The organism is Bradyrhizobium sp. T-1, assembly GCF_053592855.1.
In genome coordinates this window covers 3,066,719-3,087,382 of sequence record NZ_CM132115.1, presented here as the reverse complement: position 1 = coordinate 3,087,382, position 20,664 = coordinate 3,066,719, and the positions used below count along the sequence as shown (strand labels likewise).

Here is a 20,664-nt window from a genome sequence, read left to right as displayed (position 1 = left end):
AGCAAGATGCGCGACCCGTGCGCGGCTGCGAAGTCACGTTTGATTGCGTCCGGTTGCAAGCGCTACGGCAGCAAGGACCGAGGCAGTTGGTCGAAACTGTAGCTGCGCGGCTGATTGCGCCGGACGAAGCCGCCGACCTGCCAGGCGAACAGCACGGCAAAGCCGAGGATAAACAACACGCCGGCGAATTCGCCAATCATCAGCGCGCGAATCAACAGTCCCGCCATCGCCACGGCCAGCAGCGCCAGGAACGCCAGCACCGCCGCATAGGTCTTGCGGCCGAGGCCGGCGGTCAGCTCGGCGCGGCTACCGGCCTTCGCCATCCGCGCATGCAGCTCGACGAGAAAATCGCGAAAGCCGCTGTCCTGCGGCGCCATCAGCGCGGCGGTCTGCCAGCTCGTCGACAGGATCGCGATGCGGCCGCCACTGGCGCGGCTGATATCGGCGCGAAAGCGGTGCTGCTGCATCGAGACCGGGCGGAACGACAGCCTGACAGCACTGATCTCGTCATAGCGCCAGACGCCGGAGCGACCGGCGATGTGCCAGGACAATCCCGCCTCGGTCAGCTCAAAGCGATGCGCCGAGCCGATCAGCGACGCCTTGTAGGCATAGTTCGTGGCTGGGGCGCCTTGCGCATCCGAAACCTGCATCTCGATCATCAATCCCGTCTGCGATCCGCTTGCGCAATCGCCCTCCCCCATCCTACAAGCGAGACATGGCTGAGACGATCTATTTTCCGCGCCGCCTGATTCTCGGGGCTGCCATGATCGCGGGCGTGCTGCTCGCACTCGCGGTGCACATGCTCGGCGCGCGCTACGGGCTCGACCTCGGCGGTCTCTGGCGCGCCGACACGCATGAGTTCATGCCGACCGGCGCGGCGATCGCCTGGTGGCTGATCGCAACCGTCGGATTCTCCGGCGGCTATTTCACCGCGACGTTGATGCAAAGCGCCGTCTCCGGCCAGATCCCGCAAAGGATGCGGCAATTCCTGATCGCGCTCGGCGTGCTCCTGCTCGCGGGCGCCGGACAGGCGGCCTCGGCGCCGAGCCCGATCCCGACCATTTCCGGCGTGCTCGCGGGTCTCGCAGCGCTGTGTCTCGGCGCCGTGATGGCATTTTGCGGCGCGCATTTCGCGCTGCGCCGCGCCTAGCCGATCAGGCCGAAGCGCGCAGCCGCGGCCGGTCAAGCATCATCGCGACATCGGAGGCCGGCCGCGGCTGGCTGAACAGATAGCCCTGCGCCTGCGTGCAGCCCTCGCGCCTTAGCAACTCGAGCTGCGCGTCGTTCTCGACGCCCTCCGCCGTGGTGACGATGCCGAGGCTGCGGCCAAGACCGGTCACGGCGCGGATGATCGCCACCGAATCCTCGCGCGTGGCGAGCTCGGACACGAAGGAACGGTCGATCTTGATCTTGTCGAACGGGAAGCTGCGCAGATAGCTCAGCGACGAATAGCCTGTGCCGAAATCGTCGAGCGAAATCCGCACGCCCATCGCGCGCAGGTCGTGCAGCGTGGTTAGCGTCGCCTCGCTGTTCTGGAGCAGCACGGATTCGGTGATCTCGAGCTCGAGGCGCCGCGCCGCGAGGCCCGATTTCTCCAGCGCCTCGGTCACGGATGCGATCAGGTTCGGATTCTTGAACTGTACCGGCGAGAGGTTGACGGCGACGCCGATATCGTTCGGCCATGTCGCGGCATCCATGCACGCGCTCTGCAGCACGAGCTCTCCAAGCTGGACGATGAGTCCGGTCTCCTCGGCAAGCGGAATAAAGTTGAGGGGCGCGATCAGGCCGCGCTGCGGGTGATTCCAGCGCAGCAGCGCCTCGAAGGCGACGACGCGATCGCTGACGACGTCGCGGATCGGTTGATAGTACGGCTGAAACTCATTGCGCTGGAGTGCCGCCCGCAGATCCATTTCCAAGAGGCGCCGCGCCTGCGCGCGCGCATCCATGCCGGTCTCGAAGAAACGATAGGTGCCGCGACCATCGGCCTTGGCGCGGTACAGCGCCAGGTCTGCGTTCTTCAACAGCTCGTCGGGATTGCTGCCATCCTGCGGCGACAGCGAGATGCCGATCGAGACGCCGATCACGATCTGATGGTCGTCGATCTCGTAAGGCGCGGAGATCACCTCGACGAGACGGCCGGCGAGCGCCCGCGCGGCAGCCTCCTCCGAGCGGCCAATCTGGACCACGGCGAACTCGTCGCCGCCGAGACGGGCCACGGTGTCGTGCTCGCCGACAGTGGTCTTCAGCCTGCGGCCGACTTCCTTCAGCAGCGCATCGCCGATGGGATGACCGAGCGAGTCGTTGATGTCCTTGAAATGGTCAAGGTCGAGACAGAGCACCGCGAGCTGGTCGTTCGCCCCTGCACGGCGCAATCCCTGTTCCAGCTGCTCGTGAAACAGCACGCGGTTCGGCAAATTTGTCAGCGCGTCATGGCGCGCCATGTGCGAGATCTTGGCCTGCGCCTCTAGCCACTCGGTGATGTCCTCGAAGGTCGCGACCCAGCCGCCGCCGTCCATCGGTTGATTGACGACGCGGATCGATCGGTCGAACCTGGTCACGACGTCGGTCGTGGTGCGGCCTTCGCGGGCGTCGGCCACGAGACGCGCGAAGAATTCGTCCGCATCGCCCTTCCACTGGCCCCTGGCCTGCTCCTCCCTGAGCACGTCGACCAGCAGGCGACCGTTGAGCGGCATGTCGGTGCGACGGAGCATGGCCGCATAGCGTTCGTTGAACAGGATGATTTTTCCCTCTGCATCGAACATGCACAGCCCCTGCGACATGTTCTCCAGCGCGGTGTCCAGCACGATCTGCTGACGCCCCAGTTCACCCTTGGCGCGGCGGTCGAGCAGCGCCGCGACCAGCGCGATTGCGATGATCGCCGCCGCGGCGCTGGCGGTGAGAAAGGACATCGAGGCTGGTGGGATCGACAGCCCGCTGATTGCGAGCGAAGGATCGGGAGTCAACTCCAGTGCGCCCATCGCTGTGAAATGGTGTGAGACGATGGCGACCGTCAGCAGGATCGTCGCGGCAAGGGCATTGGACAGACTATCGCCTCGTCCTGCGACGAACAGGGCGCAAGATCCAAAGACGATTCCAAGCAAGATCGATACCGCCACGGTTGCAGTGGTCCAACCGACATGGGCCGGAATCTCGAACGCCATCATGCCGGTGTAATGCATCGCAGCCACACCGCCGCCAACAACACCCCCACCAAGCGCGACCAGAGCTCCGCGCCTCGTCGAAACCGAAATGCTGAGACCGATGAAGGTGACCGCGATCGCAAAGATCAGCGACAGGATCGTTACCGGGATATTGTAGGCGCCACCAGCCCCCGGCCCGTAGGCCTGCATCGCAATGAAATGGGTTGCCCAGATGCCGGAGCCGGCCACGATGGCATCCAGCGTGATCCACACCAGGCGGGCACCGCCGAGCGCTGCTCGCGCGCGGTGAAACAGGCTGATTGCCGCAGCGCTCGCCAGCAGGCATACGGCGCCGCCGAGTGCGACCAGGCGCCAGTCATGCTGCTCCGTGAGACAAAACAGAACTTGATACATCGCCGGCCCCTCTTCCAATCGCACTAGAGCCGGCAGAGATGGACAGTCGGTAACTGGCTATGCGCCGGCTCCCGGAATGGTGAACAGAGAATGTGTGCAGCTGCTCACATTGCACGCGTTGTCGCTCTCGCACCTAGGCCGATCACGGCAGCCGCGATCAGCAGGACGGCTGCCGATATGATGAGTGCCTGGTGAAGGCCGGTCATGAAGGTACGGTCGGAAGCGATCAGCGAGCCGAACAGCGCGACGCCAAGGACACTGCCCGTCTGCCGCGTTGCATTGAGGACGCCCGCAGCGACCCCTGAGCGCGCCTTCTCGACACTGCCAAGCAAGGTCGAGGTCAGCGGCGGCACCAGCAGGCCAAGTCCGCCACTGATGGCGATCATCTGGGCAAAGATGGCCCAATAGCTGGTCCCGGCCTCGATCCGGACCAAGCCGAGACAGCCGAACGCCGAGATACAAGCGCCGGCCGCGATGGTCGGGCACGGTCCGATACGCTCGGCAAGTCGCGGGGCCAGCAGATTGACCGGCAATACCGCACCCATCATCGGCACGAAGGCAAGCCCGGTCCACCACGCCGATAGCCCGTTGATCCGCTGGAAGTAGAGGCTCAGCACAAAGATCAGGCCGTAGATCGCGATGTTGACGAGAAGGCCGACGATCGTGGTCAAGGTAAACAGCCGGTGGCTAAACAGAGACAGCGGCAGCATCGGCTGCGCCGTGCGGCTCTCGCGCCAGACGAACAGCGCCGCGAGGACGGCCGAGGCCGCAAATGCCGCGATCACCGCTGGATGGTTCCATCCGAGCGCGCCGGCTTCGATGATCGCGCCGGCGAGCAACCCCAGCGCGCCGATCGCGGCAAGCTGGCCGGGCAGATCGATCTCTCGCGAGCGTGCTCGTGTGGTCTCGCTGGCATGGCGCCAACTCAACCAAAGACCGGCGAGGCCGATCGGAAGGTTGACCAGGAAGATCGCGCGCCAGCCCACCAGCGTGATCAACGCACCGCCGACAAAGGGACCGGCGGTCAGCGCCAGGCTCGCGCCTGCGGCCCAGACGGCGACGGCGCGGCCACGCGCGCGATCTTCGGCATAAGCGTGGTTCAGCAGCGCAAGCGAATTCGGCACCAGGATCGCCGCCGCGAGCCCCTGCACCAGCCGCGCGCCGATCAGCACGGTAGCATTGGGAGACAGCGCACAGGCCAGCGAAGCCGCCGTGAAGATCGCAAATCCCGCCATGAAGATGCGCTTGGCGCCGATACGGTCGCCGAGCGCCCCGGCCGTCAGGATGAAGGCGGCGAAGGCGATGGTGTATGCGCTCACCACCCATTGCAGCTCGGCAACGCCACCACCGAGAGTCCGGCCCATGGTGTCGAGCGCGGTGTTGACGATGGTGACGTCGAGCTGCACCACGCCGTAGCCGAGGCTCATCGCGGTCAGCGTCAGCGAGGTTGCGAGGCGCGATCCGATGCGTGAGGAACCGTTCGCCTCGAAGGTTTCGTATCTGATGGTATTGGCGCGCATGATGCCACCTCGATTGCAGCCGCACACGACATATACGCCGTCGGCCTACCTCATGCTTCGACAATGACCGAATGATGGATATCCGATATGAGAGCGCCGCGCGGGATGGCCGCGCGGCGCTCCTTGATATCAGCCTGACCTAGCTCGCCGCTCGCAAGTTCACCTTGCTCTCGGCAAGCGTCGTCAGCTTCTTGTCCGTCGCTTTCTCTTCCTCAAGCGTCTTGGCGAGCACGGCGGCGCAGTCGCTGCGGCCGAGCTGCTTGGCCCAGGCAATCAGGCTACCGTAGCGGACGATCTCGTAATGCTCGGCGGCCTGCGCCGCGTTGATCAGCGCCGCATCGAGCACCGCCTTGTCCGCGACCTCGCCTGCAGTTTCCTCGGCCTCCTCGATGATGCCGTCGATCGCCGGGCAGTCGACCGCCTTCACCTTGGCGCCGTGCATCTTGAAAACCTCCTCGAGCCGCGCGACGTGCTGCTTGGTTTCTTCAAGGTGCGTCAAAAAGCCCTGCTTCAGCTGCGGATCGGTCGCCTTATCTGCCATTTTCGGCAGCGCCTTGGTCAGCTGCTGCTCTGCGTAATAGATGTCCTGTAGCTGATGCACAAACAGGTCGTTCATAGTCTTGATGTCTTTCGTGAACAGTCCCATCGTTCCGGTCCTCGGAGGTTTCGGGAACACAGCAGTACCGGCTTGTACGAAAAGCCTGTCGTTTCGCCGTGTTCGATTGCTGATGGGGCGCTAACCTGCGCGCAGCACCGTCGTTCCAAAAAAGCCTCATGTGGTTTGCGCCGGAACAAGGCTTGCCGCGCCAAGATTTGAGACCATGTCAATCTTGGGACGCGCGATCCGGGCTGCCCCCCCGACTCACATGCTTAACGCGCGTGTCATGTGAACCACGTATGACAAAACGGCCGGTCCGGCCCAGAACCTGTTCTTGTCAAGGGCTGCACAAGTCGCTGTTTTTGCCTTAATGATCTAGAAGATGCCTAGCGATCGACGCCTATTTTTGACAACGATCGCACCCGACCGGCCCATGGCCCGATCGGGTTGGTCTTGCCCCCGCCGGGAGGATGAATGCACGGACTGCTGCCCGCGCTAAAACGCGGCTTCAAGAGATGGATCGGCTGGCGACGGCTGGGTGTTGCTGCGAGTGTGATGATCATCGCCTTCGCGGTTACCACGCTGCTGCGAACCCTCAAGGGCATCGATACCGGCGTCATTCTGACCGCGTTAACCGAGATTCCCCGCGGGCATATCGGGCTTGCCGCGGTTTGCGTGTTCTTCGCGTTCTGTACGCTGACCTTCTACGATTTTTTTGCACTGCGAACGATCGGCAAGAAGCACGTGCCCTATCGCATCGCGGCGCTCTCGAGCTTCACATCCTATTCGATCGGCCACAACATCGGCGCCACGGTCTTCACCGGGGGAGCGATCCGCTTCCGGATCTACTCGGATTATGGGCTGAACGCGATCGACGTCGCCAAGATCTGCTTCCTCTCCGGGCTCACTTTCTGGCTCGGTAACATCTTCGTGCTGTCGATCGGCATGGCGATCCATCCGGATGCGGCCTCCTATATGGACCAGCTGCCGTCGTCGATTAACCGGTTGATCGCATTCGGCGGCCTCGCCTCCATTGCCGCCTATCTGGTCTGGCTCAGCATGGGAGAGAAGCGCCGCGAGCTCGGCCAGAAGGGCTGGAAGGTGGTGCTGCCGTCGGCGCCGCTGACGCTGGTGCAGATCCTGATCGGAGTGGTCGATCTCGGCTTCTGCGCCTTCGCGATGTACCTGCTGATACCAGCCGATCCGCCGATGGATTTCCTGTCGCTTGCGGTGGTGTTCATCCTGGCGACGCTATTGGGTTTCGCCAGCCACGCCCCCGGCTCGATTGGCGTGTTCGACGCCGCCATGCTGGTCGCGCTGCCAGAATTCGGCCGCGAGCAGCTGCTGGCGACCCTGCTCGTCTTTCGCATCCTCTATTTCGTGATCCCGTTCGGCCTCGCCATCTCCATCATGGGGACCCGCGAGCTCTGGATGAACGTGGTCCGTCCGTGGCAGGAGCGGCGGCGGCTGGCGGAAGCCTGCGCGCAGGCCAACCTGCCCAGGCAGGTGACTGCGATTGAGCACGAGCGGTCACTGCGCCAAGCCAACAAACGTTGAGGCCGGCCAGCGATCACGCCTGCAGCCCGCAAAAGCGGCAGACGAAGGTTGCAGGCAAGGGCGCGATGCCCTCTTATTTCCGCCTCAACTTTGCCGTTGAAGACGCGGGCCATGATCGCCGTTTCCCTTCACCGATTTCTCGCGGGCGCCCTGCTGCTGGCCGGGCTCCTCACCGTCTTGCCGCTTCAGCCCGCCGCCGCGCAGGATGCCGGCGCAATGCAAATCAACTGGGAAGTCCGCAACCGCTTTCGCCTGTTCCGCGAGGAGCGCGACTTCCAGCTGCATGTCGAGAATGCGCGTAACCGCAGCATCCTCGCCGCCGAGCAGTCGCTGGAGCTCCAGAGCGAGGGCCGCGGCTGGGCCCGCAACATGGTCAACCGGCTCTGTATCGACCTCCAGGGCCGGGTCAACCAGCCCTGCACGCGCGACAACGTCAAAGAGAACTACATCACCCCGATCGACCACCCCATCACCGTGCGCCTGACCGGCGCAGTGCCGGTCGGCGCCACCTGCGCATGGTCGTTCGACGACGGCGACGGACCGCAGACCTCGACCTTCGACTGCGCCGAGCCCATCAATCTGCGGGTCCGCTACGGCAAGCAGACGGTAGCTAGCGTCGACGTCTCCTCCGGCTCCGATCCGAGCCAGCGCGTTCAAACCGAGATCCAGGTCCGCGACATCTTCGTCGCCGGCCTTGGCGATAGCATCGCCTCCGGCGAAGGCAATCCGGACCGACCGCTGGCGCTATCGGACGAGGGCTTTTGCTTCCGCTCCTATCTCGGCACCTCCGGCGGACAGTATTACCGGCCGAGCCGCGCCGGCTTCAAGGGTGGCCGCGCCTGCGAGGCGCCGGATACGCTCGCCAACTGGCAGCGTTACGGCGCGCTCTGGTTCAATTCACCCTGCCACCGTTCGCTCTACAGCTACCAGGCTCGCACCGCACTCGCGCTCGCGGTGCGCTACACCCATATCGCCGTCACCTATCTGCCGCTCGCCTGCACCGGCGCCAGCATCAGCGACGGGTTGCTCGGTTCGCAGCGCGCCCGCGAATGCCCGCCCGGCAAATCCGGCGTCTGCAACACCAGCGTGAACGCACAGGTCGCCGAGCTGCGCGAAGCGGTCGCCGCGGCAAAGAAGCGCCAGCCGGATCGCAACCTCGATCTCGTGCTGCTCTCGATCGGGGCCAACGACGTCTACTTCTCCGGCCTCGTCGCCGACGTCATCGTCGAAACCGCGACCGAACGCGCACTGTTCCGGCGCTCCGGCGTGATGGCGAGCGTCGACGAATCCCGCGATGCGCTCCAGCGCGAGCTGCCGCAGAATTTCGTCAAGCTGCGCGAGGCGCTGAAGCCGCTGGTCGGCGGCGACCTCTCGCACGTGGTCTACGTCTCCTACGCCAATCCGGCGCTGGCCGACGGCGGCGTACCCTGCCGCGGCGGCCGCGCCGGCTTCGACGTCCATCCCGCCTTCAACGCCGATCCGCAGCGCCTCGCCCGCGTCTCGACCTTCGTCGACACCGAGTTCCTGCCGCAGCTGAAAGGGCTCGCGACCTGCACGCACGGCGCGCTGTGCCGCGATCCCGAGGCTGACCGCATGACCTTCGTCGACACGCATCAGGCGGCTTTCGCCGATCACGGCTTCTGCGCTCATTCCGGCAATGATCCGGAATTCGATCGCACCTGCTTTGCCGAGAACGGCCAGAGCTTCAATCCCGATATCGTGAGCGGGGCGAGCCAACCGATGCTGTGCGGCCGCGGCGCCTCGGAATATCGCGCGTACCTGCCGCGCGCACGCTGGATCCGCGATGCCAATGACAGCTATTTCGCGGCGATGACCTATCCGCAAGGCCTGCCGGCGGCGAGCCAGCCGACCGACATCCACGACGCGACCTGGGGTGTGCTCTCGGCCGTCTATGGCGGCGCCGTGCATCCGAGCGCCGAAGGCCACGCCGCGATGGCGGATGCGACGCTGCCCGCCGCGAGCGCAGTGCTCGGCCTCGATGCGGTGCCGCCGGGCGTTACCCGCGGACTCCTGGCGCCGCTCCTGCCGGGCGTGCGGCAGTAGTGAGGACGCTGCTTCCACACGGTCGGTGTCATCGCCCGACTTGATCGGGCGATCCGGTACGCCGTAACGGCAGTGATTGAATCGCGAGGCCGCGGCGTGCTGGATTCCCCGCCTTCGCGGGGAATGACAGCGGAGTGCGCGGCATAACCTCGCGCATCAACAATGCTCGCATTTTCTCGTCACCTCACAATCCGTTCCAACGACCTGCCGTTCCATCAATTCAAAAACGGCATCAATCGATACTGCCTTGAACTTGGACACTTTCCGGCGTGCGCCTCTAGGAGTCGCCTTGAGGAAACATTCGAGTTCTAAGGAGGCGCCCATGAGCGCAGTGGTGTCCGCAACGGACGTGAGGAGGTCTCGCGTCAGGCTGTTCATCGTGACCATGCTGTTCCTGGTCACCACCGTCAATTATGCCGATCGCGCCACGCTGTCGATCGCCGGCCCCGCGCTCTCCAAGGAACTCCATCTCGACCCCGTCGCAATGGGCTGGATCTTCTCGGCCTTCGGCTGGTCCTATGTCGTGGCCCAAGTGCCGGGCGGCTGGCTGCTCGACCGTTACGGCTCGCGCCTCGTCTATGCGTTCAGCATCATCGTCTGGTCGCTGTTCACGGTGATGCAGGGCTGGGTCGGCTTCTTCAGCGCCGGCGCCGCGGTTACCGTACTGTTCGCGCTCCGCCTGCTGGTCGGCGTCGCGGAGGCACCGTCCTTCCCCGCCAACGCTCGCATCGTCGCGGCCTGGTTTCCCGGCAATGAGCGCGGCACGGCATCGGCCTTCTTCAATTCGGGACAGTATTTCGCCACGGTGATCTTCGCGCCCCTGATGGGCTGGATCGCCCATGATTACGGCTGGCGCTACGTGTTCTTCGTGATGGGCGGGCTCGGAATCATCATGGGCCTCGTCTGGATCAAGACCGTCTACGGGCCGAAGGAGCACCCCTCGATCAACGAGGCCGAGTTCGACTACATCAAGGACGGCGGCGCGCTGGTTGATCTCGACGCACCCAAGAACGATCTGAAGGACGAACGCGCGCCGGATTCGGGGCCGAAGTGGGACCATATCCGCCAGTTGCTCTCCAACCGCATGATGCTCGGCGTCTATCTCGGCCAGTACTGCATCAACACGCTGACCTATTTCTTCCTGACCTGGTTCCCGGTGTACCTGGTCAAGGAACGAGGCCTCTCGATCCTGCAAGCCGGCTTCGTCGCAACGCTGCCAGCGCTCTGCGGCTTCATCGGCGGCGTGCTGGGCGGCGTCATTTCCGATGCCATCCTGCGCAAGACCGGCTCGCTCACCATGGCGCGCAAAATCCCGATCGTCGGCGGCATGCTGCTGTCGATGTCGATCATCGCCTGCAACTATGTCGATGGCCAGGCGCTGGTGGTCGGCTTCATGGCGCTCGCCTTCTTCGGCAAGGGCATCGGCGCGCTCGGCTGGGCGGTCGTCTCCGACACCTCGCCCAAGGAAGCCGGCGGCGTCTCCGGCGGCCTGTTCAATTCCTTCGGTAACCTTTCCTCGATCACCACGCCGATCGTGATCGGCTACATCGTGGCCGCGACGGGCTCCTTCAACGGCGCGTTGGTGTTCGTCGGCATCAACGCATTGGTGGCGGCGTTCGCCTATCTGGTGGTGGTCGGCAAGATCGAGCGCGTGGCGCTCAAACGTTCCTCCTGAGGGCTCCTATCGGAGCTGACCAGGCAACTCAACGGCGGCTTCACGGCCGCCGTCTTTGTTTTGGGAGAGATCGATGCTAGAAGTGCCGGGGAAACGCCTTATTCATCTAAGGCATGTATCGATGTTCGACCTCAACCAGCTCCGCTGTTTCGTCACGGTGGCGGAGGAACTGCATTTCGGCCGCGCCGCCGCGCGACTGAACATGACTCAGCCGCCGCTATCCCGGCAGATCCAGGTGCTCGAGCACATCATCGACGCGCCGCTGCTGGAGCGCACCAGCCGCTCTGTGCGCCTGACCCCGGCCGGGCGCAGCTTCCTGCCCGAGGCCCGGCGCATCCTCAAACTCGCGGAGAGCGCCTCGCAGGTGGCCCGCCGCATCGCGCTCGGCAAGACCGGCTCGCTGAAGATCGGCTTTACGGCTGCGGCGGCCTACGGCTTCCTGCCCGAGCTGGTCGCGGCCTGCCGCGCCAAATTGCCGGAGGTCGACTTCTCGCTGAAAGAGATGGTCTCCGGCGACCAGTTCGAGGCGCTAACCTCGGGCCAGATCGATGCCGGACTGCTGCGGCCGCCGATCGCACGACCGGAGCTGACCAGCCGCCGCGTCGTCGCCGAGCCCCTGCTCGCCGCGATCCCGAAAAAGCATCCGCTCGCGAATGCCGACAGCATCACAATCAAGGACTTCGACGACCAGCCCTTCGTGATGTATTCGCCCTACGAGAGCCGCTACTTCCATGACCTCCTGGTGGCATTGTTCACCCGCGCTGACATCCTGCCGCGCTATGTCCAGCACCTCAGCCAGATCCACTCGATCCTCGCGATGGTCCGCGCGGGCCTTGGCCTCGCCATCGTGCCGGCTGCGGCGGCCGGCCTGAAAATCTCCGACGTCCGCCTGCGTCCCCTGAAGCTGCGCACGCGGGTTCCCGTCGAACTCTTCATGGTGTGGCGCCGGGACGACGAGAATCCTCTGCTGTCCGCCCTGGTCAAAATCGCCAGCGAATTGTCCTCGGCCGAGCTGGTGGAAGATTGATGCTCAATCCGCATCGGTCGATATAGGCTTTGGCTTGGACGCGCATCGAACGGTTGCCTAAACAACGGCGCATGGACGCGCGACCGCGTTGCGTCCCCGACAAACACGAGAGCAGGGAGCAGCGCCCATGAGCAAGATGACCCCGCAGGAAATGGCCCAGAAGATTGGATCCGGCCTCCTGTCCTTCCCCGTTACGCCGTTCAAGGCGGATTACTCCTTCGACGAGGCGACCTACCGCGCCAACATGGATTGGCTGTGCGGCTATGACGTCGCCGGCCTGTTCGCCGCCGGTGGCACCGGCGAGTTCTTCTCGCTGACCCCGACCGAGGTTCCGAAGGTGGTCAAGGCTGCCGTCGACGAGACCAAGGGCCGCGTGCCCGTGCTCGCCGGCACCGGCTATGGCACCGCAATCGCCCGCGAGATCGCAATCGGCGCAGAAAAGGCGGGCGCGGACGGCCTGCTGCTGCTGCCGCCCTACCTCACCCATTCCGAGCAGGAAGGCCTTGCCGCCCACGTCGAGGCCGTCTGCGCCGCCGTGAAGATCGGCGTCATCGTTTACAACCGCGACAACGCCATTCTCCAGCCCGATACGCTCGCCCGCCTCGCCGAGCGCTGCCCGAACCTCGTCGGCTACAAGGACGGCATCGGTGACATCGAGCTGATGACCCGCGTCTACACCAAGCTCGGCGACCGCCTCACCTATGTCGGCGGCCTGCCGACCGCCGAGACCTTCGCACTGCCCTATCTCGACATGGGCGTGACGACCTACTCTTCGGCCGTGTTCAACTTCGTCCCGGAATTCGCCACCAATTTCTACGCCGCCGTGCGCAAGCGCGACCATGCGACGATCCACGCCGGCCTGAAGGATTTCATCCTGCCGCTGATTGCGATCCGCAACCGCAAGAAGGGCTATGCGGTCTCGATCATCAAGGCCGGCATGAAGGTGATCGGCCGCGATTCCGGACCGGTCCGCCCGCCGCTGACCGATCTCACCGAGCAGGAGATTGCGGAACTGACTGCGCTGGTGAAGAATCTGCCCGCCGCAGGATCGACACAACAGGCGGCAGAATAAAGCAAGACAACAGGGAGGAGCATGCGATGGCCCAGGCTGATATCTCCGGCGCGCCAGTCGCTGGCGCACCGGTCGTCACGGCGATGCAGGTGATCCCGGTCGCGGGCCGCGACAGCATGCTCCTCAATTTGAGCGGCGCGCACGCGCCGTTCTTCACCCGCAACATCGTCATCCTCACCGACAATGCCGGTCACACCGGCATCGGCGAGGTGCCGGGCGGGCAAAAGATCTGGCAGACGTTGCAGGACGCCCGCGACCTCGTGATCGGCAAGACGGTCGGCGCGATGAACAACATCCTCGCGGACGTTCGCACCGCCTTCGCCGACCGCGACGCCGGCGGCCGCGGCAAGCAGACCTTCGACCTGCGCGTGATGATCCACGCGGTCACCGCAATCGAATCCGCCCTGCTCGACCTGCTCGGCCAGCATCTCAATCTGCCGGTCGCGGCGCTGCTCGGCGAAGGCCAGCAGCGCAAGAGCGTCGAGACGCTCGGCTATCTCTTCTTCGTCGGCGATCGTCGCAAATCGAAGCTCGACTATGTTAGCGGCGAGACCGGCAAGCCGGACTGGTTCAACCTCCGCCATCAGGAAGCGATGACGCCGGAGACGGTGGTGCGGCTCGCGGAAGCCACTCACGATCATTACGGCTTCGCCGATTTCAAGCTCAAGGGCGGCGTGCTCCGCGGCGAGCAGGAGATCGAGGCTGTCACGGCGATCGCCAAGCGCTTTCCCAATGCCCGGGTCACGCTGGACCCGAACGGCGCCTGGTCGCTCGATGAGGCCATCAGTCTCTGCAAGGACATGCACGGCATCCTCGCCTATGCCGAGGACCCCTGCGGCGCCGAGGCTGGCTTCTCCGGCCGCGAGATCATGGCCGAGTTCCGCCGAGCCACGGGCCTGCCGACCGCAACCAACATGATCGCCACCGACTGGCGGCAGCTCTCCCATGCGCTGCGCTTGGGTGCGGTGGACATTCCGCTGGCCGATCCCCATTTCTGGACCATGCAAGGCTCGGTGCGTGTGGCCCAGACCTGCCGTGACAACGGCCTGACCTGGGGCTCGCACTCCAACAACCACTTTGACATTTCGCTCGCGATGTTCACCCATGTCGGCGCTGCGGCCCCCGGCAAGGTCACCGCGATCGACACCCACTGGATCTGGCAGGACGGCCAGGCGCTCACCAGGGAGCCGCTCCAGATCAAGGGCGGCAAGATCGCGGTCCCGGATCGTCCGGGCCTCGGCATCGAGATCGACCGTGCGGCCATCGAGGCCGCGCATGAGCTGTACAAGAAGCATGGACTTGGCGCCCGCGATGACGCTACAGCCATGCAGGACCTGATCCCCGGCTGGACCTTCGACGACAAGCGTCCCTGCCTCGTGCGTTGAGAACACTTCCCCTGGAGGAATGAGATGACTGCGATCCTGAAGAACTTCATCGGCGGCGAATGGGTCGACGGCTCCGGCGTCACCAAGAACATCAACCCCTCCAACACCAACGATCTCGTCGGTGAATACGCCAAGGCCGACAAGGCGCAGACCGAGAAGGCCATTGCCGCCGCCAAGGCCGCCTTCCCCGCCTGGGCGCAGTCGACGCCGCAGGTGCGCTACGACGCGCTGAACAAGATCTCCACTGAGATCCTCGCCCGCAAGGAAGAGCTCGGCCGCCTGCTCGCCCGCGAGGAAGGCAAGACGCTCCCGGAGGGTATCGGCGAGGTCGCCCGCGCCGGCCAGATCTTTGCGTTCTTTGCCGGCGAAGCGCTGCGGCTGATCGGCGAGAAGGGCGCCTCGGTGCGTCCTGGCCTTGACGTCGAGCTCACCCGCGAGCCGGTCGGCGTCGTCGGCATGATCACGCCCTGGAATTTCCCGATCGCGATCCCGGCCTGGAAGATCGCGCCTGCCCTCTGCTACGGCAACACGGTGGTGTTCAAGCCGGCCGAGCTTGTGCCGGGCTCGGGGCATGCGCTGTCCGAAATCATCACCCGTTCCGGCATTCCGGCTGGCGTGTTCAACCTCGTGGTCGGCTCCGGCTCGGTGGTCGGCCAGACGCTCCTCGATCACCCGGATGTCGCCGCGATCTCCTTCACCGGTTCGGTGCAAACCGGCCGCAAGATCGCGCAGGCCTGCGTGCTGTCGAACCCGATGAAGAAGTTCCAGCTCGAGATGGGCGGCAAGAACCCGCTGGTCGTGCTGGACGATGCCGACCTCAAGACCGCCGTCGAGGTCGCCGTCAACGGCGCCTATTTCTCGACCGGTCAGCGCTGCACCGCCTCGTCCCGCCTGATCGTCACCGAAGGCATCCATGACCGCTTCGTCGCGGCGGTGGCCGAACGCCTAAACGGCCTGTCGGTGGACGACGCGCTCAAGGCCGGCGTGCATATCGGCCCGGTCGTCGACCAGAGCCAGCTCGACCAGGACCTCCGCTACATCAAGATCGGCCAAGACGAGGGCGCCAAGCTCGCCTTCGGCGGCGAGCTGCTCAAGCGCGAGAACCCCGGCCACTACCTCCAGCCGGCGCTGTTCACCGAGGCCAACAACAACATGCGCATCGCGCGTGAGGAGATCTTCGGACCCGTTGCCGCCGTCATCCGCGCCAAGAACTACGAGGAAGCGCTGGCGATCTCCAACGACACCGAGTTCGGCCTCGCCTCCGGCATCTGCACCACCAGCCTGAAATACGCCTCGCACTACAAGCGCAACAGCGAGTCCGGCATGGTGATGGTCAATCTGCCGACCGCCGGCGTCGATTATCATGTTCCGTTCGGCGGCCGGAAGGGCTCGAGCTACGGCGCCCGCGAGCAGGGCTCCTATGCGCGCGAGTTCTACACGACCGTGAAGACGGCCTATACCTATCCGGGTTGATAGGCCGATATCGTAGGCATCGTAGGGTGGGTTAGCGCAGCGTAACCCACCTCTTTCTGCTTCCGCGGACAGAGACATTGGTGGGTTACGCTGCGCTAACCCACCCACAAATCCCCGGAGTCCTCCCATGGACCAGGACGTCGCAGCGAAAGAACAGCCCCGCTATATCAAGCTCAACGCGCGCGACAATGTCGCGATCGTGGTCAATGATTTCGGGCTTCCGCCTGGCTCCCGCTTTGCCTGCGGACTGACGCTGCGCGCCTTCGTGCCACAAGGGCACAAGACGGCGCTGGTCGACATCGCGCAAAATGAGCCGATCGTGCGTTATGGCGAGGTGATCGGCTACGCGCTCTCGCCGATCCTGGCCGGCGAATGGGTCGACGAGGCGCGCATCCGCATGCCGGAGGCCCCTGCCCTCGACAAGCTCGAAATCTCCACCGCCGTGCCCGCACCGCTGCCGCCGCTCGAAGGCTTCAGCTTCGAAGGCTATCGCAATCCAGACGGATCGGTCGGCACCAAGAACATCCTCGGCATCTCCTCCTCCGTACAATGCGTCAAGGGGACGATGGAATATGCGGTGAAGCGCATTCGCACCGAGCTGCTGCCGAAATACCCGAACGTCGACGACGTCGTTCCCCTCACGCACGCCTATGGTTGCGGCGTCGCCATCACAGCGCCCGATGCCGTCGTGCCGATCCGCACGCTGCAGAATCTCGCACTCAACCCGAATTTCGGCGGCGAGATCCTCGTCGTCGGCCTCGGCTGCGAAAAGCTCGCGCCTGAGCGGCTGGTGCCGGAAGGCGTCAGCGATGCCATCGTGCGCATGCAAGATGAAGCCTTCGACGGCTTTGGCGCGATCGTCGATGCGATCATGACCCAGGCCGAGGCGCGGCTGAAGGTGCTCAACCAGCGTACCCGCGAGACCTGCCCGGCCTCCGATCTCGTCATCGGCCTGCAATGCGGTGGCAGCGATGCCTTTTCGGGCGTCACCGCCAACCCGGCCGTCGGCTTCGCCGCCGACCTGCTGGTGCGCGCCGGCGCCACCGTGATGTTCTCCGAAGTCACGGAAGTGCGCGACGCGATCCAGCTGCTCACCCGCCGCGCCATCAACGAGGACGTCGGCCGCGCGCTGGTGCGCGAGATGGCCTGGTACGATTCTTATCTGGCTCGCGGCGGTGCTGATCGCAGCGCCAACACCACGCCGGGCAACAAGAAGGGCGGCCTCGCCAATATCGTCGAGAAGTCTCTCGGCTCAATCGTCAAGTCCGGCTCATCAGCCATCACCGGCGTGCTCTCGCCCGGCGAGAAGGCGACGCAAAAGGGCATGCTGTTCGCGGCAACGCCGGCGAGCGACTTCATCTGCGGTACGCTCCAGCTGGCCTCCGGCATGACCCTGCAGGTGTTCACCACCGGCCGCGGCACGCCTTACGGCCTTGCGGCAGCGCCCGTGATCAAGGTCGCGACCCGCACCGAGCTGGCCCGTCGCTGGAAGGATTTGATCGATTTCGACGCAGGCGGCATCGCCACCGGCGCCAAGACCATCGAGGAAACCGGCTGGGATCTGTTCCGCCTGATCCTCGACGTCGCCTCCGGCCGCACCAAGCCGTGGTCGGATCGCTGGGGCATCCACAACGACCTCACGCTGTTCAATCCGGCGCCGGTGACCTGAGGCCAGCCAGATCGTCTTCATGCGCGATGCCGGGGGGCTCGCCGGTCCTCAATTCGGATCTGCCGCGGCGCGCGGATGCGGTGGCACGAAAGTCCGGGCTCGGCGCTTGAGGCACGCTCGGCGGCGTATCGCGACCATCAAATGAAACCGTCCTGAAACAAAGGCTCGAGAAGTTTCCTCTTCGTTTCATCGCGGTCGCGTCACGCAACCAAATATTCCCCCGTTGCGAGCCGAATGTTCGCACACAAGCGAACCTGTCACGGCAGTGCCGCGACCAAACCTCCGATTGATATCTTCAACGGAGATTTTGAAATGCGTATTCTCTCGATGATTGCCGTCGCCGGCGCATTGATTTCAGGCACGGCCGGTGCATTTGCCGGCGAGCTCCCCTCTTACGAAGTGAAGTCGTTTCCGGTTTCGGCGGTGCAGGTGCAGGTGCTCGGTGCCACCGGCGTCGAGCAGCAATCGACGGCGCCCGCGATGATCGTCGCCGGCATGCCGGCCTCGCCTGCCCAGATGTCGGTGCTGTCGCCGCGCGTGAAGCGGCTCGCCAGCGCGAGCTCCGAGCACTGACATCACTCGGTCAAGATAAATGCCGGAAGCAGAGCCCTGCTTCCGGCATTCGTTCGTACGTGCTCGCTGATCAATATCGCGCCGTCACGGGCGTATCCCCGAAATGGTAGTTCACGCCGAACCGCGCCAGGCTGACATTGCGTTCGGTCAGCTTGCCGAACATGTCGCTCGGTGTCGCCGTCCCGAACGAAGGGATGAAGAGATACTCCGCCTTCGCCGACCATTGCGGCAAGAACATCCATTCCAGTCCGCCGCCGATGACCCCGCCCCACATACCGTTCGGCTGGGAATTCTCTGTGTTGAAGTTCGTGGCCTTGAGCCCGGCGAATGCGACGCCGCCGGTGATGTAGGGCATGAATTGGCCGAACGCGACACCCACGCGGCCGCGGCCGGTATGGAGCCAGGTGATCTTCGTCCGGCAGGGAACGGGGCCGGCGCAGCCGCCATTCGAAGTATTGCCGTCGATATCGGCGGCCGAGAGGTCCCCCTCGACACCGACGGTGAACATGCCGAACTGCCAGTCGTAACCGACCGTCGCGCCGGCGATCCATCCAGTCTGGGGGAAATCCCCAGAATCACCTACGCCGAACGTGGTGCCGGTCTGATCCTGGCGCGAGATTCCGCGCCCCCAGCCGCCGGCAACGCCGAGATGGAATCCGGTCCATGGAGCTGCGCTCGTCACCTGCGCATAGGGCACCGCCGCAAGATCCGCCGCCAAGGTCTGGCCTGCGACAAGCCCCAACAGCGAAGCGAGGGCAATTGCATGCTTGATCATTGGTCTCATCCTTCGCGTGTCGCTCAATTGCCGGGGAGCTGATAGCGCAGCTCGGTGAAGAACAGGTGCGTGTGCGCATCAGGCGGCGCGCCAGCGGCCACGAACCAAGGTTCACGCCGCAGATATGAGTATTGTGCGAGGCCCGCGATGGCGCCGTATTGTGGGTCGGCCCAGAACGTATGCTTGAGGTCGACCGTCCACTGCTCGATCTGCTTGTTCGCCGCGTTCGACGAATTCGGATAGCCGAAGCCGGCATACCGGTTCGGAACCGGATTGGTCGGATCCAGCGCGTAGTTGCTGTCGAAGAACGCCTGACCGTAATAGGCCGCCAGGATCGTCGGCTGGAGCACGCGCCACTCGAAGCCGGCAAGATAGCCGTGCGAGCGAACCGTCGAGAGCGCGATGTCATACGCGCCCGCACTGCCAGTCACCCTAGGCACGACATCGGGCCCGAGTGCTCCGAGATAGCGGCCGCCGCCGTCGCTCCAGAACGCATTGCCGACGAGGGTGAACGTGTTGAAGAATTCGAGGTTCGCTCCAACCGTCGTCGCCCAGCCATTCGCATCATGCCAGACGAAGTTGGCCCCGATGACCTGGGGCAAATCGGTGGAGCGGAAATGCCGCCACATGCCGGCTGCCTCGAGGTGCAGCCGTGTCCCGGACCACACGTCGCTGTCGTAGGCGGCTTTGGCGACCACGTCAGGCATCCGGTTCGGCGTGCCGGGGACCGATCCTGTGTCGAACTGCGAGGCGAGTTGCGCATTGAAGGCGAACGGATACGTCACCTCGCCGGTACCGACATATTGCTGCGGGTTTTCGATGCCGGCGCCGACGGTGAAATTCGGCGTCGCATGCCAGGCGAAATGCGCGGCCGCCTGGCGCGCCCAGGGCAAACCGACCTGGAAGCTCTGGTCGATGTTGTTCGTCAGGAAAATGTCGGAGGGGTCGGGGCCCATGCCATGGCGGTTCGGCGTCAACCAGCTATAGGTCTGGCCAAAGCTCGTCTCGAACTGGCCAGCCTTCACGTCGGCATAGGCGAGACGCATGCGAAAGGTGTGGCTGTTCGAATTGACGTAGGCGTTGGCGGGATCGTTGCCGTTGAAGTCGCCTTCGAAATAGCCGGTGAGATCGACGCCCCTGATGTTGCCGTGCGCGCGCAGGCCGAGCACCGAATTCTGCGCCGACAAGCGCGTCTCGGTCATCTGGCCCTGGACGGTATTGGAGAACGGGATCGCGCCAAAATTGGTCGTGGTCGCATTCCCGGTGTTGGTGTTTCGGCTCACGCCCGTCAGCGCAAGATAGCCGACTGGCGCAATCTCGAAGCCGCCGATCTCGACGGAAGCCGCCTTGCGCGGCATCGGCAAGGGGCCGGCAGACGCGGCCGCCGCGGGCACCACGACGGACGCCGGGGCTGGACGGGCGTCCGTCGTGGCCACGCTCGCCGGCCGCGACTTCGATTTCAGCGCCTGCATGTCACCGTCGGCAAGCACCCCCTTCTTGCGCAGAATCGCGACCAGACGATCGCCCTGCTCGGCCGGCGGCACTGACGTGACCGCACGGGCTTCGCTGGACGAGATCACGCCCTTGCTGGCAAGCAGCGAAAGCAGAGCCTCGGTATCTCCGGCCAAGACGGATGTGCCGCCACAAGCGGCCAACGCGACGACCGCCGTCGTCGTGAGCAGCACCTGTCGAATCCCGAGCCCCAACTTCATTCCAACTCCT

16 protein-coding genes are annotated in these 20,664 nt (G+C 64.7%); 10 read left to right on the top strand and 6 right to left on the bottom strand.

The annotated features are described in order from the left end of the window. Positions 1-62: 62 nt before the first annotated feature. A complete protein-coding gene (locus ACWAT4_RS14670) occupies positions 63-650 on the bottom strand; it encodes a hypothetical protein (protein WP_212446644.1) in 588 nt (195 codons plus the stop codon). Positions 651-715: 65 nt separating this feature from the next. On the opposite strand from ACWAT4_RS14670, the gene ACWAT4_RS14665 reads away from it, so the two are divergent. Next, positions 716-1,150, top strand: coding sequence for a hypothetical protein (locus ACWAT4_RS14665; protein ID WP_212446558.1), 435 nt, complete (start codon positions 716-718; stop codon positions 1,148-1,150). Positions 1,151-1,154: 4 nt separating this feature from the next. Here the strand turns inward: ACWAT4_RS14665 and ACWAT4_RS14660 are convergent, their stop codons facing one another. The 3 genes from ACWAT4_RS14660 to ACWAT4_RS14650 all read right to left on the bottom strand — a co-directional run bounded on the left by ACWAT4_RS14660 (position 1,155) and on the right by ACWAT4_RS14650 (position 5,720). Beyond that, on the bottom strand, positions 1,155-3,554 hold the full coding sequence (locus ACWAT4_RS14660) for a bifunctional diguanylate cyclase/phosphodiesterase (RefSeq protein ID WP_212446559.1): 2,400 nt from the start codon (positions 3,552-3,554) through the stop codon (positions 1,155-1,157). A 104-nt stretch (positions 3,555-3,658) separates the two neighbouring features. Continuing rightward, entirely contained in the window at positions 3,659-5,074 is a 1,416-nt protein-coding gene (locus tag ACWAT4_RS14655) for an MFS transporter (RefSeq protein ID WP_212446560.1), read from the bottom strand. A gap of 139 nt (positions 5,075-5,213) precedes the next feature. Next, positions 5,214-5,720 (bottom strand): YciE/YciF ferroxidase family protein, encoded by a 507-nt coding sequence (locus ACWAT4_RS14650; RefSeq protein WP_212301157.1) that lies wholly within the window; start codon positions 5,718-5,720, stop codon positions 5,214-5,216. A gap of 426 nt (positions 5,721-6,146) precedes the next feature. Here ACWAT4_RS14650 and ACWAT4_RS14645 point away from each other — a divergent pair, with 426 nt between their 5' ends. The 9 genes from ACWAT4_RS14645 (at position 6,147) to ACWAT4_RS14605 (ending at position 18,167) form a co-directional block, all read left to right on the top strand. Next, a complete protein-coding gene (locus tag ACWAT4_RS14645; protein WP_212301158.1) occupies positions 6,147-7,229 on the top strand; it encodes a lysylphosphatidylglycerol synthase transmembrane domain-containing protein in 1,083 nt (360 codons plus the stop codon). Between the two features lie 111 nt (positions 7,230-7,340). Further along, the gene (locus tag ACWAT4_RS14640) at positions 7,341-9,293 is read left to right on the top strand and encodes an SGNH/GDSL hydrolase family protein (RefSeq protein ID WP_212446561.1); all 1,953 of its coding nucleotides are present in this window, start codon (positions 7,341-7,343) and stop codon (positions 9,291-9,293) included. Between the two features lie 322 nt (positions 9,294-9,615). Then, positions 9,616-10,968 (top strand): MFS transporter, encoded by a 1,353-nt coding sequence (locus ACWAT4_RS14635; protein WP_212446562.1) that lies wholly within the window; start codon positions 9,616-9,618, stop codon positions 10,966-10,968. Between the two features lie 121 nt (positions 10,969-11,089). Beyond that, positions 11,090-11,995, top strand: a complete 906-nt coding sequence (locus ACWAT4_RS14630) for a LysR family transcriptional regulator (RefSeq protein WP_212301161.1) — start codon at positions 11,090-11,092, stop codon at positions 11,993-11,995. 127 nt (positions 11,996-12,122) lie between these two features. Continuing rightward, entirely contained in the window at positions 12,123-13,067 is a 945-nt protein-coding gene (gene kdgD, locus ACWAT4_RS14625) for a 5-dehydro-4-deoxyglucarate dehydratase (RefSeq protein ID WP_212426204.1), read from the top strand. Between the two features lie 26 nt (positions 13,068-13,093). Further along, positions 13,094-14,452 carry a glucarate dehydratase gene (gudD, locus tag ACWAT4_RS14620; protein ID WP_449730837.1) on the top strand — a complete coding sequence of 453 codons (1,359 nt, stop codon included), beginning with the start codon at positions 13,094-13,096 and terminating at the stop codon, positions 14,450-14,452. A 24-nt stretch (positions 14,453-14,476) separates the two neighbouring features. Further along, a complete protein-coding gene (locus ACWAT4_RS14615) occupies positions 14,477-15,925 on the top strand; it encodes an aldehyde dehydrogenase family protein (protein ID WP_212446564.1) in 1,449 nt (482 codons plus the stop codon). Positions 15,926-16,052: 127 nt separating this feature from the next. Further along, positions 16,053-17,594, top strand: a complete 1,542-nt coding sequence (gene garD, locus ACWAT4_RS14610) for a galactarate dehydratase (RefSeq protein WP_449730836.1) — start codon at positions 16,053-16,055, stop codon at positions 17,592-17,594. 312 nt (positions 17,595-17,906) lie between these two features. Further along, the gene (locus ACWAT4_RS14605) at positions 17,907-18,167 is read left to right on the top strand and encodes a hypothetical protein (protein ID WP_212301166.1); all 261 of its coding nucleotides are present in this window, start codon (positions 17,907-17,909) and stop codon (positions 18,165-18,167) included. 70 nt (positions 18,168-18,237) lie between these two features. Here ACWAT4_RS14605 and ACWAT4_RS14600 read toward each other — a convergent pair whose 3' ends face one another. Both ACWAT4_RS14600 and ACWAT4_RS14595 read right to left on the bottom strand, forming a co-directional pair. Then, positions 18,238-18,942, bottom strand: a complete 705-nt coding sequence (locus tag ACWAT4_RS14600) for an outer membrane protein (RefSeq protein ID WP_449730835.1) — start codon at positions 18,940-18,942, stop codon at positions 18,238-18,240. A 23-nt stretch (positions 18,943-18,965) separates the two neighbouring features. Then, on the bottom strand, positions 18,966-20,654 hold the full coding sequence (locus tag ACWAT4_RS14595) for a hypothetical protein (protein ID WP_449730834.1): 1,689 nt from the start codon (positions 20,652-20,654) through the stop codon (positions 18,966-18,968). Between the last annotated feature and the right edge of the window lie 10 nt (positions 20,655-20,664).